Below are 18,863 nucleotides of genomic sequence, written 5' to 3'. Positions count from 1 at the left end.
TATTATTGTTTTAATCTACCACCTTGTTGTAACCAATCATAAGCCTTTCCTGGATTCTTAAATTTCCAGTAAGCCTCTATTTTAGGTGTCGTTTTAGCTTCAAAACCGCCAGGTGGAAATCCGTAGGTTTCGGTAATAAGAGCATACTTTTGTTTCCATATTTTTTCCGGTAACGGAAATTGATAAGCTTTTTCTTCGGCTCTCGGGAAATATTCTTTTTTTCCGTCTTCATAAGCGAAAGTCCAAAGTTCCTTTGTAGAAATCTTCTTTTCGTACCATAACTCAAGCACAGCGCGGCTTACTTCTTCGTGTCTTAAATGCCGGGTATATTCTCCCGTAGGGTTATGTGTTATGATCAAATCAAAATTTAATTCAGGTAATAAATCCAGAATTCCTTTCTTTATTACTTCTATAGCTAAGGGAGTTTGTTCAGGCCCATCATCTAAAGTATCCATAACACCGGTAGCGTTTAAAATTTTTAGGCACCGATAGAATTTTGGGGCTCTTTCGGGATCATCCCCACGGGAAAGAGAGATCACAAACCAGTTGAATAAAGAATGAGTTAAGATAGTACCGCCACACCATAATGTTTCATCATCTGGGTGCGCTACGATAACAACTGCATTTCTATCCGATAAAATATTTCCAGTCCCCAATTGAAAATTTATTTTAAAACCTCAATCGATTATTTCTAACTGAGTTGAAATCACTTAAAGTTAGTCTATTTTAATCGATAAAAATGGGGGGTGCAAACTATAATAATCACACTTTTAACTATTTACGAAATCATGGATTTATACCTCCATAGTTTTTGCCTAATCACTATAGTTATTTAGTATAAAAGTTAAAAACCTATAAGAAAAAATTATAGTATTTTTAGAATATTAAACCACTAAAACTCTTCAATTATGGAAAACAATCAATCAAAGAATCCTGATAATCATAAAGTATGGGACGTAAACGAATCCAGTAGATGCCCATTTATGGGGGGAGCACTTGAAAAAACTGCTGGAATGGGAACTACCAATAGAGATTGGTGGCCAAACGCTTTAAACCTGAAAATATTAAAACAGCATTCTAATTTATCTAATCCAATGGATGAAGATTTTAATTATGCTGAAGCTTTTAAAAGTCTTGATCTTGCTGCAGTAAAAAAAGATTTAAATGACCTAATGACCAATAGCCAGGATTGGTGGCCGGCAGATTATGGCCATTATGGGCCGTTTTTTATCCGAATGGCCTGGCATAGTGCGGGTACATATCGTATTGGTGATGGTCGCGGCGGTGCAGGTTCTGGTTCGCAAAGATTTGCTCCTTTAAACTCCTGGCCAGATAATGCCAACCTGGATAAAGCACGCTTACTTCTTTGGCCAATTAAGGAAAAATACGGTAATAAAATATCCTGGGCAGATCTAATGATTCTTGCCGGAAATGTTTCCCTTGAATCTATGGGACTTAAGACTTTTGGTTTTGCCGGCGGCCGTGAGGATATTTGGGAACCAGAAGAAGATATCTATTGGGGTTCTGAAGGCGAATGGTTAGGAAATAAAGAACGGTACCAAAAAGAGGGTGACCTGGAAAATCCACTAGGAGCTTCACATATGGGCCTTATTTATGTAAATCCAGAAGGTCCTAATGGAGAACCAGATCTTATTGGTGCTGCCAAAGATATTCGAGAAACTTTTGGCCGTATGGCAATGAATGACTACGAAACGGTGGCACTAATTGCCGGCGGACATACCTTCGGAAAAACACACGGTGCTGCTGATGCTGATGAATATGTTGGTGCAGAACCGGCAGGAGCAGGAATTGAAGAAATGGGACTCGGGTGGAAGAACAGTTTTGGAAGCGGAAATGCAGAAAATACAATCACCAGCGGAATTGAAGGTGCCTGGACACAAACACCAACAAAATGGAGCAATAGCTTTTTTGACAACCTATTTGGATTTGACTGGGAATGTCATAAAGGTCCCGGAGGTGCATACCAATGGAGACCAAAAGACGGTGCCGGTGCAGGAACTGTACCAGATGCGCACGATCCTTCAAAAAAACACGCGCCATTTATGCTAACCACAGATCTGGCTTTAAAAGAAGATGCTGAGTATTTAAAAATTTCAAAACATTTTCACGAAAACCCAGAGGAATTTGCAGATGCTTTTTCCAGGGCCTGGTATAAATTAACGCATCGTGATATGGGACCAATTTCCAGATATTTGGGGCCAGAAGTACCATCAGAAGAACTTATCTGGCAAGATCCTATTCCTAAAGTAGACCACGAAATAGTAAATGAGAATGACGTTAAAGAACTAAAGGAAAAGATCCTTAATTCTGGATTAACGGTTTCACAATTAGTTTCTACTGCCTGGGCTTCAGCTTCTACCTTTAGAGGTTCAGATAAACGTGGAGGCGCCAACGGTGCGCGTATTCGTTTAGAACCACAAAGGCACTGGGAAGTTAACAATCCACCACAATTACAGGAAGTATTAACCAAGCTTGAAAATATTCAAAAGGAATTCAATGAAGCCCAATCAGGAAACAAAAAAGTTTCTCTGGCAGATCTTATTGTACTTGGAGGCTGTGTAGGGGTTAAGAAAGCCGCTGCAGATGCAGGTCACGAAGTTGGCGTGGCATTTACACCGGGACGCTCAGATGCTACGGCAGAGCAAACAGATTCAGAAGCTTTTGAACCCCTTGAACCAAATGCAGATGGTTTCCGTAATTATGCGAGGAACAGGGATAATATATCTGCTTCGGCTGAAGAAATGCTTGTAGATAAAGCACAATTACTCACTTTAACTCCGCCAGAAATGACGGTACTAGTTGGTGGAATGCGGGTTTTGAATACTAACTTTGACGGATCAAAACGCGGTGTTTTCACAGATAGACCGGGACAGCTTACCAATGATTTCTTTAAGAATATTCTTGATATGAAAACTACCTGGAAAGCAACTTCAGATTCTCAAACCGAATTTGAAGGTAGAGATCGCTCTACTAATGAAGTAAAATGGACAGGAAGCAGAGTCGATCTTATTTTTGGATCAAATTCAGAACTCAGAGCTTTAGCTGAAGTTTATGGAACCCGAAATTCAGAAGAAAAATTTATAAAGGATTTTGTGAAAGCCTGGGAGAAAGTAATGGACCTCGATAGGTTTGATCTTAAATAACATAAAGTAAAAAGCCCTATAGTTTAAAAGCAGCCAGAAAGTATGGCTGCTTTTTTTATAGATGTACAACCTAATTCAAAATATTTTTATTTTATAATAAATATTCCAGGTCATTTCATATCAAATTAATTTAAATTTGCCTGGTGCATGTTTTAATTGCTATTTATTATTTATCAATAATTGTATGAATTTCAAACAACTTTCTTGAGTATAAAAAAATACGAGGAACTGTTTAAAAAAAATTCGTAATTTCATTAATAATCATAAAATAAATTAATATTGCTATTTTTTTGTATATTCTTATTTGAAAAGAGATAAAAAACAATGAAATTCGACCCCCAAATGGTAGATAAATCTACCCCCTACTCTTCTTTACTTAATGATGATGATTTGCTTCTGCAAACTCAAAAGGATAAATTACCTATAGATTTCCCAAAATCCGGTAGCAAAACCAAAAGTAATTTTAGCAATCTAACTGCATTTTGGAAAAGATTGGTTTCTAAACCCCAAAGTTTACCTCAATCCGCAAATTCAAGTATAAGTAGTATTCTGGAAGACGAGAAAACTATATCCCCTACTCAAATTATAAAAACCGTTCTCTCTAAAAAATTAGAATTACCCCTTGATTCGATAAAACTTTCTATAGCCCTGGAAAAATGCAATAAAATTTTTCACGAAGATTATCCCTTTGATTTTATCCTCGAGTATGAAGGTAAGCGGTTGGGTATGATCCTACTGGACAGGTGTTACAACTCAGAAAATGAGGAGAAACTTATTTATAGGTTTAATTCTGATTTAAAAAGTTTTGAAGGTTTATTTTAATCTTTCACACCAGTAACTTTCTTTTTTCTATTTCTTCTTTTAAAATATCAAAAATTTGAAAGTCTTTCTAAGGGCACAAACTACCTTTTGGTGTAAGATGTTTCTTCAAAAGCGATATAAGACTTTTAAATTTTGTGGGGATATTATGCACGGTTAAGTTCAAAAATCTACACAATTATTATTCTTTTCGCACTCGAGACTTTAACCTGCTGATTAAAAATTATTCGCATTTAGCCTATAATTACTACGTCTCCATTTATTGAAGATAAGGCTTATCTTCTTGGCATAATATTGACTATTATCTACCATATCAATTTATAAGTATTCTCTTACAAATTTCATAAAAAATTGATTTTTAGACCTTAAGAGTGTTCTTAGACGATTGAATTGCTTGTTTTATCGATTCTAATAATTAGTTTCGCGACAAAATTATTCACAAAAAAATATAGTTGAATGCCCCTATCCCTACACTCATATGAAATTCTTTATTCCAGTACTTTTTGTACTAACGCCCCTACTATGCCAATGCCAGAAGTCACAAAAGAAAAACTCCAAAACTAAAAACTTACACTCCTCAATTAATGTAGCCGGCGTTAATATTTCTAGCGCAGAGGGAAGTCTGTCCTATTCCATAGGCCAGATTTATTATTCATCTCATTATGAGGAGGAAATTGCCACAACTGGATCTCCAAAAGGTTGGGATATCAATGTCGCCTATGATTTTGATGGAGAATACTGGAGTTTAAGTGGTGCACCCGAAATCTATCCCCAGGAAGAGGTAGATACTACTTTTACCATAAATTTTGGATTTTCAGCAATGCAAGTTGGAGAGGTCAATTTGGAGGCACACGATACTACCTTAACAGTAAACGAAACTTCAATTGTTATAATCAACGGTAAGACGGGTGGTTATAGTAGCATTGGAAACGATGAAGTTTATACCGGTGGTATTATTAGAAAAATAGCTAACAATTCTTATATCATATTATAATGAAAACATTCCTTTACATATTACTTTTTACAAAATCTCCACGTTCGCCGAATAACAACTATACGCTCTTAGCGAAAAAATTCAATACAAACAATGCAATTTTCACTGCTTACTATTAACAAAATAAATAACAATAATTAAATTTTATTATAATGAAAAAATTCTTTTATATATTACTTTTAGCAATATTTGCTTGTTCTCCAGATAATGAGGATGCTATATTAGAGCAACAACCCACTTCCTCTGACACCCCGGAATCTATGAATTTAGAATCTGAGCCGGCTTTAAACAGAGATCCAGCTAATTTAATTTACACAGAAACCTTTGAAAATCCCGATCTTAATAATAATCCACAAGCTGGCGATTTTTACCTAGAACACGCTGAAAATCACAGCTTCAATATCGAGGAAAATATTGTAAAAGAAGGCTCACAGGCAGGTAGATTTGAGATTAAAAAAAGTGATTCTAAAATATGGGGAGGCCACAGAACTGAAATGTCCCAGGCACAAAGTACAGCACGTGCAGAAGGATGGTATGGCTTTTCACAATATTTCCCCGACTCCTATAAATCAGGTTCTACCGGAGAGGTAATTGGGCAATGGCATGACCAGGCAGATGAAGGTGAGCATGTAGATAGAAGTCCTTCAAATACTTTACTAACTGGTGATGGTAGAATTAAATGGATGGCCAGATGGGACGCTGATAAAATAATGGACAGTGGTTACTCTGATGGGCTGGAATATATAGATCTGGGACCTATCCCGAAAAACGAATGGATTGATTGGGTTGTACATATCAAGTACTCCCACACCAACACCGGGATACTGGAAGTGTGGATGAATGGTGAAAAGGTTATTGACAGACAAAATATGCCCAATTCTTATAATGATGATGCGTATCCGTATTTCAAATTTGGTGTTTATAAATGGAATTGGGGAAGCGCTTCTTCCCAAAAAGTAATTTATTATGATGAAGTTAGAATCGGTACCGAAAATAGCAGTTATGATGAGGTAAAACCTAGAGGTTCGGAAGAAGTAGTACTGCCAGAATCTAAGATTAACATGATGGTAAACAGCTATACTGTAAGTTGCGTTGGAGAAATGGAAGGAACCTGCTTGCTTGTTCAAGAAGGTAATATGATAGGTACAGAAAACTGGGAAAATTTCTACTTTTCAAACAGCATTGAAGGTTTCACTTATGAACCCGGTTTTGTATACGGGCTCGAAGTAAAAAAAACAGAAGCGGAAAATACTCCTTTAGGTGGCTCTTCTATTAAATACGAGCTGGTAGAAATCGTATCCAAAGAAGCGCAATAACCCGATATAATTAATCAACATATTATAATGGTTCGAAAAACCGGTACTGATTTTCACAGTACCGGTTTTTGCGAACCTAAATACTTCCAATTAAATTTACCCAAAAACACTTATTATAGTAAGGTCGATAAAAATTTGTATCTGAGCTTTTTTATTAGGCACATTGGTAATTTGGATTTCTAACTGGGATTGAAAACCCCTACTTACCAAAGACGAACTTCTATGATGTAGCCAGGATTGTTTCCGCAAACAGTATTTACGGTGAGGTAGAGTAAACTAGTCCTATAAGGATTTTAAATGTTACAGTTTATATTATTAGGATCATAAGAATTAATAACAATTCTTATATTTATAGTATAATGAAATATATCCTTTACATATTACTTTTTTCAACTTCTGCTTTCTCTGGAAACTATCATTATGCTGTGGAAGAGAAACAGTTTCAAACCACTCCTGAACCTCCTTTAGAAGAGCGGAATACCAAAAATTTAATCTTAGTAGAAACTTTCGAAAACCCCGATCTGAAGGATGACCCACAAGCTGGCGATTTTTATTTAGAGCATGCTACAGATCATAGCTTTCAACTAGAAGAAAGTATAAAAAGAGAAGGAACAACAGCAGGCCGGTTCGAGATTAATAAGAGTGATCCTAAAATATGGGGCGGCCATAGAACTGAAATGTCCCAGGCACAAAGTACAGCATGCGAAGAAGGATGGTATGGCTTTTCCCAATATTTCCCAGACTCCTATACATCAGGCTCTACAGGAGAGGTAATTGGGCAATGGCATGACCAGGCAGATGAAGGCGAGCATGTAGATAGAAGTCCTTCAAATACTTTACTAACTGGTGATGGTAGAATTAAATGGATGGCCAGGTGGGATGCTGATAAAATTATGGACAGTGGTTACTCTGATGGTTTGGAATACTTAGACCTGGGACCCATCCCAAAAAACGAATGGATTGATTGGGTTGTACATATCAAATACTCCCACACCAACACCGGGATACTGGAAGTATGGATGAATGGTGAAAAGGTTATTGACAGACAAAATATGCCCAATTCTTATAATGATGATGCGTATCCGTATTTCAAATTTGGTGTTTATAAATGGAATTGGGGAAGCGCTTCTTCCCAAAAAGTAATTTATTATGATGAAGTTAGAGTCGGTAACGAAAACAGCAGTTATGATGAGGTAAAACCTGGCGCATATTAGTTTAATAATTTCTCCACTTTAATTAAGACATATCTGGCGGTATTTGTTTAATAAAAATTCAGCTGATTTTTTCCTTATCAAAATTTCTAATATTATGAACTGTATTCTCAATATTAGCTTTTGAGGAAGCTCCAAAAAGAATAGATTCCACATTCGGCAATTTGGAGATATATTCTAAAGCTTCTTTAGGAGGAATTGCTCCGCCACCTAAAACTTGCATTGTGATAGCTCTTAATTTTCGCGTTTTCAGCGTTTCTTCATATAGATCCTTTCCCCCAGACATTCTGAAATTTACCTTATTCATCGAAAAGCAAATAATAGGATTATTTATTCCTGCCCCTTCAAGTGTATCCAATAGCTTGGGCATATTCATGGTTATAAATCCGGGTTCAGCATAATACTTTTTCAAGATATAATCGTGAAAACCTTTCAATACCTCTACCATTCCTAAGCCCAGAAGTAAATCTGTAATTACATTTTGAAGAAAAATTACCGGAGTATTAATCCCTTTAAACATTTTCATTTCAGCATCTATAAGAAGCTCCATAATCTTTAGAAAGTCTTTAGATACAACTGCCATTCCTCCTTTAAACATAGTGCCAAAAAGGTTTCCGGGAACATATTGTTTAATTGTACCTTGTATTCCTAATTCGGTTACTGCGTTTGCATATTTGTGAGCGTAAGGCATACAGGGATAGATTTTGAAGTCTTTATATTTACCGGGATTTGCTCTTATCACATTACATATCCTCGCTATCCTATCATGAGTGGTACACATGAAGGTATTAATACCAGCTTCAATAGCATAATCTAAAGTTCTTATAATAGCTTCATCACTTTTAAATTTAATAGACTGAGCCATAGATTTTGCGTCGGAGATATGATTAACCGCAAAAAACTGATTGTCTCCGTATAATATTCTTTCCATCCTATTTTTACTTTTGATTCTTTATTATTGAAATAGCTCTATCGGTAAGCCAGGCACTTTGAAAATTGTTTATGTTATTCGGAACATTTCCGATAACGGCATTTATAAAATAATCAACCTGTGCCGAGTACTCTTCTCCTCTTAGATAAAAATCTACCTGAGGGGTCAAATCTGTTACGTATTTCACGTTCCAGCCTTTAGAATAACCTTCTGGACAATGATCTTCTTTAAAGTATACCTTCAGTTCATTTGCATCTGAAATAATTTTACCCTTATCTCCATTTATAGTAATTGAAGTGGACATTTTTCTATAGGTCTCATCACTCCAATTTACAGAAAGCATACCGGTAGTTTTATCAGAAAGTTCTAGTAGAGAATATACTGCATCATCTACCCTTTTGGAATATATAGATTTTAGGATACTGCCTTTAGAAGCCGTAATTGGGGAAAGAATATCATTAATAAGATCTATTACGTGAGATGCGTAATCCATTAAACACCCACCACCTTCAGAAGGATTAGAACGCCAGGTTCCTTCTTTTTTCTTAGTAACCACAGGGCCGTAAGCCTCTCCCATAAAATGATTAACTTCTCCTATAGCCCCATCTTTTACTAACTTTTTCACTTCTCTAAAAGTGCCTACAAATTTGTTATGATATCCTACCTGATTCACTAAATTTCTCTCTGATGTCATAGAAGTCAGTTCCATTCCCTGTTCTTCTGTAAGACAGAATGGTTTTTCAACAAAAACATGAATATTCCTTGCTAAAAGTTCTTTTACAAAATCAAAATGAAATTTAGTAGGAGTAGCCACAAATACCGCATCTGGCTTTTCCTTTTCTACCATCTTAAGATAATCAGTATAACATTTAAACTTACTATATTTTTCCAGTGCACTAAGAACAAGTTTAGATGTATCACATACACCAACTACCTGTACATCTGGATGGGCCCCTAAAATTGATAAATGAGATATTCCCATTTTTCCAGCACCTATTAAGCCGACTTTAACCATAAGTTTTTAAATATTTGAAATTAAAAATGTTTTATAAGGAATTGATATAACCTTCTAAATGATTTATTATGTTCTGTTTAGTAGAAACATAAGGTGATGGTTCAAAATCATCAATTTTGTGTAACACCTCTTCTAAAGCTACATCCTCGGTCCAGGGTAGTATATAATTCTGTTTTGTAAACTCATGCAGAATTTCTTCCTGATGATCGTCTACCACCTCTCCATATTTAGCTAGTCGGGGAATAGCTATTATTCTTTTATTCAGTTTCATTCCTTTAATAAGAGAACCGGTTCCAGCCTGGGTAATTACTACACGAGCTTGCCTATACAATTCGGTTAGCTCATCTGGAGCAATAAAGGGTCTCATTTTTAGATATTCCGAATCGAATTGAGTATGTCCACTCTGAACAATCACTTCCTCGGTTATTAGGCCTTCCTTGCAAAGTCTATCAATTTCAATAAGAGGTCTTTCAAATGCCGTTGGAAAGGTTCCTAACAATACTATAATCATGATAAATGTATTAATATGAATAGTTAATAGATACCGCCTAGGTAGATAGCTTTCTTATAAAGTTTTTGTACCCCAGGCCATTGTACAATAAATTTATCAGCGAACGGATAAATTATATCGGCTGAAAAAGCCCTTGAATTTATCCTGGCATAGCTAAGAATCCAAATAATCTTTGCTCCTGATATCTTCCCTAAAAAACACATAGGAATCGCAGTATGGCTGCCGGTAGTTATAATGGCTTTAGGAAAATGCTGAATTAAAATTTTTAGGGATAGAAAAGCATTCACTATCAGGCTATAAATAAATGATAAATTTCTTTTTTGCCCTTTGGACCTACCTTTTAGATATTTAATATTATACTTCTCCTTTAGAGGAAGCGTAGCTGGAGATTCTTCTGTAACAATAAGGTAATCGTAGGTCAAAAACATATCTTTTAACTCTAAAATCTGGGCAAGATGGCCCCCATCAGAACATATAAGGATGATTTTCTTTTTTTTCATTACGCTTGAATATTTCTATAAACCCATTTGGTGATTTTTATTCTTCTAAAAAAATTTGTTTCAGTTTTCAAAAAAATTATTTGGATATATAATTTGCATTCTCCAATACTACATCACTAAAGTTTTCCGAATAAAAATTTTGATACCAATATTCTAAAGACAATAAAATGAATAAATGCTTTTCATAATCTCGTTTTTTATTCTTGTGAAGGCCTATCATATTTTTAATAAAAGAGATATTAAAGTATTCCCGGCTTAAAGAATTGGGTCTTTCAATCAATTCTATCAGCGTATTGCCCAGTTCTTGTTTGAACCATATTCCTATTGGTGTTTCAAAAGCTTTTTTCTTTCTATTAATGATATTGCCTGGTAAAAAATTTGCCGCCGCTTTGCGTTGAACGTATTTTGTAATTTTTCCATTCAACTTATATTTTATAGGAAGACTCTCAATAAAAGCAACTAGATCCATATCTAAAAATGGCACCCTATTTTCAATAGAATGTGCCATAGTTATCTTATCGTTAAAAAGCAATAAACTATCAGGCAATAAACTTCTCGTATCCAAATATAAGAGACGATTAAGAGAATTTGCTTCCGGATCTGAATTTGCCAATATTTTATCGAATAGTTCTCTTTGTTCTGAAAAAGCAACGGCCGCTATTTCTGGTTTGAAAAGTTTTTGTTTTAATTCTGGAGTAAATAATGTAAAAATAGCGACAAACCGATCTATCTCGATTTTGAACCTGGAGGAATAAATACCTCTTTCTAACGCTATGTTAGCGGGAAAAAGTTTTTGTATTGCATTTAAGGGCAAGATATTAAGTATTTTACCATAATCACCAATAATCTTTTCTCCACGGTATCTTTTATAACCTGCCATAGGCTCATCTGCACCTTGACCACTCATCACCACTTTTACATGTTCATGGGCTAATTTTGAAACATGGTATAAAGGTGGAATTGTAGCTGCTGCAATGGGCTCTTCTGTATGATAGTAAGACATTGAAAAAGTTTCCAGAAACTGCTCAATATTCATGAAGATATCATAGTGATCAGATTTAATAAATTTCGCAGTTTCTCGAGCATCATCAAGTTCATTAAAATTCCCCTTTCCCTGAAAACCTACGGTAAAGGTTTTTAACTGCTTATCTGTATGTTTAGCTAACATAAGGGCTACCATTGCAGAATCTAGTCCGCCACTTAGCAACACTCCTATGGGTACGTCACTCAAAGCCTGCCTCTTAATGGCCTGTTCAAATAAAAAACTATATTGGTCTACGGCTTCAGCTTCACTAATAGTATGGTTTATTTTTTGTTTTCTGGGCCAGAAATCTATTTGGGTACTATTTAAGTTCTTATCCAGTACTAAATAACTGGCAGCTTCTAGTTTTTTAATGCCTTTAAAAATAGTTTTGGGTGCAGGGTTATAACGAAACGCTAAAAAAGTATTCAAAGCATCAAGGTCTATAGCCTTCTCATAAGCAGGGTTTTCCTTTATTATTTTAAGTTCCGAAGCAAACAGCAAGGTTTTGCCTTTTTGATAGTAGTACAATGGTTTCACCCCAAACATATCCCTGGCCAAATACATTTTTTCCTCCTTTTTATCAAGTAGCGCCAACGCAAAAATTCCGTTAAAATCACGAACACCGTCTATTCCGAATTTCATCAAATAATAAAGAATGGTTTCTGTATCTGAGGTTCCTTTGAAGACTACGGATGTCAATTTTTTACGGAGTTCCAAATGGTTATAAATCTCCCCGTTGAAAATCAATGTGTATTGACCACATTTTGATTTCATTGGCTGATTGCCCGTAGGACTCAAATCTAGAATAGATAATCTTGTATGCCCTAAAAACACAGAATTGCTTCCCATATTTTCAATAACAAAATCTTGAAAATCCGGCCCTCTATGGTTTATCAGATTGAGGGAGTCTTTAGTTAATTCAGCATTTATTGCCCCTGCTATTCCGCACATAGTTGTTATTTTTAAATTAATGATTTATATATTTCTTCTAAATCCCTGGCTTTTTTGTATAGGTCTAAAAATTCGCGGGCATACATTTTAGCCTGTTCTCCCACTTCTTTTCTAAGATCATAATCATAAAGCTTAATAAGAAGCTCTGCCATTGCCCTATCATCTTTTTCCTTGATCAAAAAACCTGTTTTCTTATCATTAATAACAAATGGTATACCTCCGTGATATGTAGATATTACCGGTAATCCACTTGCCATAGCTTCCACAATAGCACCGGGAATACCTTCCTTGTCATTCTGTTTTGTTAATGCACTTGGATGAACAAATACATTTGCATGCTGTATTAATGACTTCATATTCTCACTATGATTTAAGTAACCGTGAAATGTAATATTTTCGGCTATTCCTAGATCATAAGTCATTTGGGTAAGGGTTTTCTTGAGTTTACCTCCACCAACAATGTCGTAATGAAATTTAAGATGCGGATTTTCATTCTTAATAAGGGATAATGCCCGTAATACAGTTTCATGGCCTTTAACCTCCAAAAGACTTGCTATGGTTAAAATTTTCATTTCTCCCTTGATCAATTCATAATTTCTGATAGAATCAAATTTTTGGGTATCAATACCGTGATAGTGCACCTTAATCTTACTTTCCGGGAACCCCATGTTCATCAAGTCATTTTTCATTTCCTCTGTCATTGCTAAAAATAAATCGTATTCTTCGATAACAGGTTTATAGAAATGTTTATAGAAGTATTTGAATTTTACCGGTACAACAGATACATCATAACCATAACAAGAACAAATTTTAGGGATATTCAAATTCTTAGTGATTTCACGAAATACACAGGCATCTGTGATAAAATGCGCATGAACTATGTCTGGTTTTATAATATCCAACTGCTCTTTAAAATAAGCAACCTGATTATTCCTTAAAATTTTATCTGATAAAAATGGAACGCTACGCGGATGGTATACTTTGGCTATGGAAGGCAATGAATTCAGAAAATCTACTGTAAAGACTGAATGCTTATAATTTGGCAGGGCATTTATCTGATTAACAATAAAAGTTTCAGTGTTACCGGGAAATTTGCGTTCTAGATGTAGTACATTCACAGCTTTTCCTTATTATTTTAGTACGTTGTTCTGATTAAGAATTATAAATTTCAGGATGGTTTATTTTTTATTAAGATCCTTTAAAAAATCGTTGCCATATTCCTGTCATCCTGCAAATTGCTTCTGGTTTTGAGACACCTTCATAAATACAGAAACGAGGTAACTGATATATTTTTTTAAGCCTCTCTTTGGTTAGATAATCGGGCTCTGTGGTATAAGCTGACAAAAAATCTAATTGTTTTAAATATTCGATTTCTCTTTTGGAATAATCTCCATTTGGATAAGCAAAAGAACCCACTTTAGTATTTAGCCAGGATTCAATTTTTTCTTTAGATTCTTTTATTTCTAAATAAGCTTCCTTGTCTTCACAATTAGTCAATATTGGGTGGTGTACCGTATGTGCACCTATTGTAATATATGCTGAATTTGCTGCTTTTTTAAGTTGCTTGAGGCTTAATGCCTGTCTTTCTAAAGTAACTTTGGTTTTGACTTTCGTCAATATTTTTTCGCGCTCTTTGTTTGGATAGGTTTTTAATTCTGCAATAGAGGGAAAACCCATTCTCAATTCTTGAGCTTTCGCTACATATGGCCACCAATAATTCCCGTGTTCAATGGCATGGGTTGCAATAAAGAGGGTAACCGGTACCTTGTGTTTCTCTGCTATTGCAATAACATTCTTTTCATTGCTTAGCCAACCATCATCTACCGTTAAGAGAACTCCGCCCTGTGGAAAAGGAACTACATTTTTCGCTATCGCTACAATATCTTTTTCTGAAAGGAAATGAAAACCATTCTTCTTTAGCCATTTTATACAAAATTCAAATAGCGCTCCTTCTGGAGAGTGAAAGTATATAGATAGTATGAAATCTCCGCGCAATGCTTTCCTTTTCACTTGTCTAGAAAGTCCAAGAGTTATAAAAAGGAAAGAAATGATCTTTGCATTGATATTCCTGATTTTGTTCTTCACTGCATCTTAAAATAGCATGCGCGAAAGCCGCATTAGTTAATTGAGGAATTTAGCAGCGGAATAAAATAAGACCCAACTACTTGTTTCCAGGTATGCTTATTATACTCATTTCTTATCCGAGTGCTGCTAAATGTTGACTTTTGCTCCTGAAGCCGACAAAGACCTTCACAGAAAGAATCGGGATTATCTTCGACTATAACTCCGGCCCAGGGCTCAATTATTTTTTCATTTTCGCTTGTTCTTGTAGCAATTACAGGTAAGCCGGAAATTAAGTATTCAAAAAGTTTTGTTGGAGTTTGATAATCATAATAAGAAAACATAGGAACATAGCACACCCCAATATTGGCACTTTTAAAAAAAGGACTCAATTGGTCTTGGGGTAAATAGCCCAGTACCTCCATGTTATCTGACAAATTATTAGTTTTTACGTAATCCTTAATTTCTTCCAATTCATTGTTGGGTCCATCTCCAATAATCCTAAAAATGGTTCGCCTTTCATTTATTTTTTGTTTCTGAAGATATTTGTGAAACCCTTTCACACAATCAATCATATTCCTGTTATCTAAGGTTCCTACATATAATAATTCCAGTTGTTCGAATGATTTGATTTCAGTATTGAAACATTCGCCACCAAGAGGAAGCATCTTATATTTTTTTCTTCCCAAACGCCTGGCTAAGCCTTCACTTATAACGGCAACATTTGAAAAAAATGAAACTTCAAATTTCAATATTGCATCATATATAAAACGTTTCGATGCGTTAGGCATAACCCCAAATGTATCTATGTACATTAGAAAATTGGAATGCGGATTTAAAAGTTTGATCAAAGAAATTCCTCTTACATATGTTAAAAATATAAGGTCGTAACCAAGCGAAATTTCCTTATGAAATGCTCTTAGTAAACCCACGTTTCTCTTTAAAAGGTTACCCTCTCTGCTAACGTATTTCACCCTAACGCCAGCTAACTCTATTTTGGGTAAATTATAATCCCAACCTATGTAGGTAATATCGAATATTGAAGTTGAGTATTGGCAATATTTAAATAAAGTGGTAGAATATCCAAATTGATCCGACGCCGTTATAAGTACCCTCTTTTTGTTTCTCACAATAAATTGAACTTTTTAAATATCACAAGGTTTCTCCAGCTTTTTAATTCTAATCAATTAGGATTGGGATTGAAAGTTGGTTTTCTTGTCCAGTTCATCTAAAATAAAACTACCTAATCCGGTATCAAATTTCCTGGCAAATAGGTAATGATCATCCAAAGCCAATAACTCTTCCAAATCTTCCTGGGTTTGAAACATAACAGGACCACTATCGTCTTCCCTTTTCCTTTCCCAATTAGTATAAGTAGTGCTTTCTGCAATTTCATGAGGCTGCTTTAGTAGATTTACGATACTATGAAATAAAATCTCATCGGGTACGTGGGTATACTCATGATAATCTAAAAATTCAGGATGTTTATTTATGTACACCAGTAATTCATCTACCGTTTCTATAGGAAGCGCCCAAAAAGCTGAGCCTCCAACCGGCTCAATGTGGGATGGGTGAAATCTCTTAGGCTTAAAGAAGGTTTGGAGAACTTTGGCTAATCCCAGGCGTTTAGCTATGTAAAAGGAATTCTTTAAATTCCCAGTGGTAAAACACCGCTTATCAGCTAATGGAAAAATACCTTTGAAAACACGTTGGTTATTAGGAAAATGAAAGTTATAACGCTCTAGTCTCGTCCTCCATTCCGGCCAAATATTAGTTATTTGATTTAAAGAAATAAAATTTTTCCCATAATGGGTTTTTAAATAATTATAGATATAAATATTATCCTTAAGCGGGTAATCCTGGCCAGATAAAAATATACAATATGCATTTGTTTTCACCTTTTCATAGACCATACGTAATAAGGTGATTAGGACCTTACAGCCATTAATATCACTCCAGGGAGTAATCAACCGGTATTTATCTTTAAGAAAATAAACATTGCTTAAACCAGACAAACCTGTACTAAAAGTAGAAATATCAACTGCTTTATCTATATGAATAAAAAAATTCACATTATTAGAATCCAGTCGAGTTATTAATCGGTATAACTGTTCCGGGTTCTTATGAGCAAGTATTAAATAATTGATAACCACTTTCAGTAATTTTACTGTGTTTATTTATTCATAGTGTACTGCACTATTTTTTTCAATATTAGAGACCCAAAATTATCTCGTAACTAGTTGATTAAATAATGATTATTCAATTTTTCCAGTTATCCACTTACTCTAGCACATCTAATCTTCTGTTTTTTTAATAGAGTTTAAACAAAAAGAAGCAAGCCAGCATGAATCATCTATTCCCTGGAAAATTTGATATAGAAAAGGATTTTCATCAAAAAAGTTGACAACTACAATGATATCTACAAGACTAATATTCCCCTTAAAACAGGATGTTTTTATGAATTTTTACGTTAGCTTAAATTCAAACTTATCATATTTCAAGGCGCATCTAACTGCCAGCTTAGAATAGTCTCTGGGATTTATTAACCATTTATTTTTTAAAGATTTTCGAATAAAAAATACTAAAGTTTTTAACCCAAAAGAAGAGGCTTTCTTAGAGAGAAAAAAGAATTGTTCTGTAATAATATGATTGAATACTTTATTGCTGTAAACTCTTTTTGAATCGTTTCTTAGCTTTAAACTTTCCAACCAATAATAGCACGCTTCATATTCAGAAAATTGAGTAAAAATTCTGCTTGAACAAATATCGTGGTGAAGGCGTAATTCCTTTTCAGTTGCTATAATATCTAAGCTGGCTAAAGCTTTTTTATAAACTGTTTTTAAAATATTAAAGGTCTGCTCTTCCTGGGCTTCAAAAGGTTTCATAATACTTGTATCCGAATCTCTATAGCGGTATAAAACTTCCTGGATATTAGAAAATTTCAAATGCCTTGAGCAATTAAATATAAAATCATAATCTTCACTTATTTGAAGGCTTTCATCATATCTCAATCCATACTTTCTTATTTCTGATAATCTCAACATTGCAGTAGCATTTGGAATACTGGCCGGTTTAAATAAAAGTGCTGCTTTTATCTTTTCTGGATTCCTATAAGCTTTTGTTACATAATAAGTTTTAGAGCCTTTAAACCTTGAAAGCCAGGTGCCACACCCCCCAAAACCTGGGTTATGTTGCAGAAAATATATTTGTTTTTCAAATCTTGTAGGTTCATTGAGATCATCGCTATCTGTCCAGGCAATAAATTCGCCGCGGGCTTCTTGTAAAGCAAGATTACGACAATGAGCTATCCCTTTATTCTTTTCAAGATCAATCAGCCTAATTCGTGTGTCTTTATAAGAAGAAATTATTTCTAAGGTATGGTCTAATGATCCATCATTAATTATTAGTAATTCAAAATCTTCGAATGTTTGATTAAGAACACTATCAATAGCATCACTAATATACTTTTCTGCATTATACGTAGGCATGGCTACAGTTAATATAGGCCTTCTCATTCGGAAACGATGATTTCTCTGTCTAATTCTTTCTCAGACTCTTGCAGTTGGAGTTTATTCTCCTCTTGCTCTAAATAGACAGCTTGATACATATAAAGAACATAAACCGTAATAATTAAATAATGATAGTGGTAAGTGGTATACCAGGTTAAACTGGTTAGTAGCATAAACCACAAATAATATTTTAAGTATTGAAATTTCTCTGGAAGCGGAATTATGAAACTTTTTATAAAAATAAGCAAGTAGGCCAGAATTGCGAGCACGCCAAACATTACATAGACCGCTATAATCCCAACATCAGATAAAAAGTATTCCTGACTTACTCCTAAACTATCTACATATAGGCCAAAATTAGAAACTCCAAAATATGGCACTCCATTTCCTAGAAGTTGAGTTACCAAATTCGGAGAGAAATCGCTTAAAAAATATTCCCCTGCCAGTACACGAATATAGTTAGTACCTAACCGGGCATCACTACGCGTAGAATCAATAAGCCCCTCAATAATTGGATGTTGAACATTCTGTAAGAATACTATGAGCGCTAAGAAAGAACCAAATATCTGAAGAACCCCCATTTGTTAGGACAGCTTAGCTGCTAAATTAAGTTCTATTTTTTATTTTTTAAGCAGCATTTCTTTCTTGTTTTAAATATCGGTTGATAGGTATTTCATTTTCTATTCCCTGGTGCCTTCTCCTATGGTTGTAAAAATCAAAGTAGTCCCGGAGTTGCCTGTATAAACCTACCCCGGATTCCGGAGGATTGAGATAGATGTTTTCGTATTTCACACTTCTCCATAAGCGTTCTATAAAAACATTATCGATAGCTCTTCCTTTACCATCCATACTTAACT

At 34.8% G+C, this 18,863-nt stretch carries 18 protein-coding genes; 5 read left to right on the top strand and 13 right to left on the bottom strand.

The features are described from left to right. Positions 1-2: 2 nt before the first annotated feature. Positions 3-656, bottom strand: coding sequence for a PIG-L deacetylase family protein (locus tag B5440_RS10255; protein ID WP_070053528.1), 654 nt, complete (start codon positions 654-656; stop codon positions 3-5). A 252-nt stretch (positions 657-908) separates the two neighbouring features. Between B5440_RS10255 and katG the strand changes: the two genes are divergently transcribed. From katG to B5440_RS10230, 5 genes are all read left to right on the top strand, one after another. Continuing rightward, positions 909-3,164 (top strand): catalase/peroxidase HPI, encoded by a 2,256-nt coding sequence (katG, locus tag B5440_RS10250; protein WP_070053527.1) that lies wholly within the window; start codon positions 909-911, stop codon positions 3,162-3,164. Positions 3,165-3,488: 324 nt separating this feature from the next. Continuing rightward, complete coding sequence (locus B5440_RS10245; protein WP_070053526.1) at positions 3,489-3,986, top strand: hypothetical protein; 498 nt, start codon at positions 3,489-3,491, stop codon at positions 3,984-3,986. A 475-nt stretch (positions 3,987-4,461) separates the two neighbouring features. Next, entirely contained in the window at positions 4,462-4,977 is a 516-nt protein-coding gene (locus tag B5440_RS10240) for a hypothetical protein (protein ID WP_070053525.1), read from the top strand. A gap of 152 nt (positions 4,978-5,129) precedes the next feature. Beyond that, complete coding sequence (locus B5440_RS10235; RefSeq protein ID WP_070053524.1) at positions 5,130-6,293, top strand: heparin lyase I family protein; 1,164 nt, start codon at positions 5,130-5,132, stop codon at positions 6,291-6,293. Positions 6,294-6,652: 359 nt separating this feature from the next. Further along, positions 6,653-7,507 carry a polysaccharide lyase family 20 protein gene (locus tag B5440_RS10230; protein ID WP_070053523.1) on the top strand — a complete coding sequence of 285 codons (855 nt, stop codon included), beginning with the start codon at positions 6,653-6,655 and terminating at the stop codon, positions 7,505-7,507. A gap of 58 nt (positions 7,508-7,565) precedes the next feature. Here B5440_RS10230 and B5440_RS10225 read toward each other — a convergent pair whose 3' ends face one another. The 12 genes from B5440_RS10225 to B5440_RS10170 all read right to left on the bottom strand — a co-directional run bounded on the left by B5440_RS10225 (position 7,566) and on the right by B5440_RS10170 (position 18,855). Continuing rightward, positions 7,566-8,435 carry an aldo-keto reductase family protein gene (locus tag B5440_RS10225; RefSeq protein WP_070053522.1) on the bottom strand — a complete coding sequence of 290 codons (870 nt, stop codon included), beginning with the start codon at positions 8,433-8,435 and terminating at the stop codon, positions 7,566-7,568. Between the two features lie 7 nt (positions 8,436-8,442). Next, positions 8,443-9,450, bottom strand: coding sequence for a Gfo/Idh/MocA family protein (locus B5440_RS10220; RefSeq protein WP_070053521.1), 1,008 nt, complete (start codon positions 9,448-9,450; stop codon positions 8,443-8,445). Positions 9,451-9,481: 31 nt separating this feature from the next. Continuing rightward, positions 9,482-9,961: a PssE/Cps14G family polysaccharide biosynthesis glycosyltransferase gene (gene pssE, locus B5440_RS10215; RefSeq protein ID WP_070053520.1), complete on the bottom strand. Its 480-nt coding sequence runs from the start codon at positions 9,959-9,961 to the stop codon at positions 9,482-9,484. 23 nt (positions 9,962-9,984) lie between these two features. Next, complete coding sequence (pssD, locus tag B5440_RS10210) at positions 9,985-10,461, bottom strand: PssD/Cps14F family polysaccharide biosynthesis glycosyltransferase (RefSeq protein WP_070053519.1); 477 nt, start codon at positions 10,459-10,461, stop codon at positions 9,985-9,987. A gap of 76 nt (positions 10,462-10,537) precedes the next feature. Continuing rightward, complete coding sequence (asnB, locus tag B5440_RS10205) at positions 10,538-12,436, bottom strand: asparagine synthase (glutamine-hydrolyzing) (RefSeq protein WP_070053518.1); 1,899 nt, start codon at positions 12,434-12,436, stop codon at positions 10,538-10,540. Positions 12,437-12,447: 11 nt separating this feature from the next. Beyond that, positions 12,448-13,554, bottom strand: a complete 1,107-nt coding sequence (locus B5440_RS10200; RefSeq protein WP_079711121.1) for a glycosyltransferase family 4 protein — start codon at positions 13,552-13,554, stop codon at positions 12,448-12,450. Between the two features lie 70 nt (positions 13,555-13,624). Next, complete coding sequence (locus tag B5440_RS10195; protein ID WP_200805510.1) at positions 13,625-14,446, bottom strand: polysaccharide deacetylase family protein; 822 nt, start codon at positions 14,444-14,446, stop codon at positions 13,625-13,627. Between the two features lie 107 nt (positions 14,447-14,553). After that, positions 14,554-15,627 carry a glycosyltransferase gene (locus B5440_RS10190; protein ID WP_070053515.1) on the bottom strand — a complete coding sequence of 358 codons (1,074 nt, stop codon included), beginning with the start codon at positions 15,625-15,627 and terminating at the stop codon, positions 14,554-14,556. A 57-nt stretch (positions 15,628-15,684) separates the two neighbouring features. Next, positions 15,685-16,650 carry a beta-1,6-N-acetylglucosaminyltransferase gene (locus B5440_RS10185; RefSeq protein WP_157823638.1) on the bottom strand — a complete coding sequence of 322 codons (966 nt, stop codon included), beginning with the start codon at positions 16,648-16,650 and terminating at the stop codon, positions 15,685-15,687. Between the two features lie 312 nt (positions 16,651-16,962). Beyond that, positions 16,963-18,012: a glycosyltransferase family 2 protein gene (locus tag B5440_RS10180; RefSeq protein WP_070053513.1), complete on the bottom strand. Its 1,050-nt coding sequence runs from the start codon at positions 18,010-18,012 to the stop codon at positions 16,963-16,965. After that, on the bottom strand, positions 18,009-18,587 hold the full coding sequence (locus B5440_RS10175; protein ID WP_079711119.1) for a hypothetical protein: 579 nt from the start codon (positions 18,585-18,587) through the stop codon (positions 18,009-18,011). Before B5440_RS10175 ends, B5440_RS10180 begins: the two co-directional genes overlap by 4 nt. Positions 18,588-18,633: 46 nt before the next feature. Further along, complete coding sequence (locus tag B5440_RS10170; RefSeq protein ID WP_079711126.1) at positions 18,634-18,855, bottom strand: integrase core domain-containing protein; 222 nt, start codon at positions 18,853-18,855, stop codon at positions 18,634-18,636. Between the last annotated feature and the right edge of the window lie 8 nt (positions 18,856-18,863).

This window comes from Salegentibacter salarius (assembly GCF_900168265.1).
GTDB lineage: Bacteria > Bacteroidota > Bacteroidia > Flavobacteriales > Flavobacteriaceae > Salegentibacter > Salegentibacter salarius.
The sequence above is the reverse complement of the archived record's forward strand: the minus strand, read 5'-3'. Positions and strand labels throughout refer to the sequence as shown.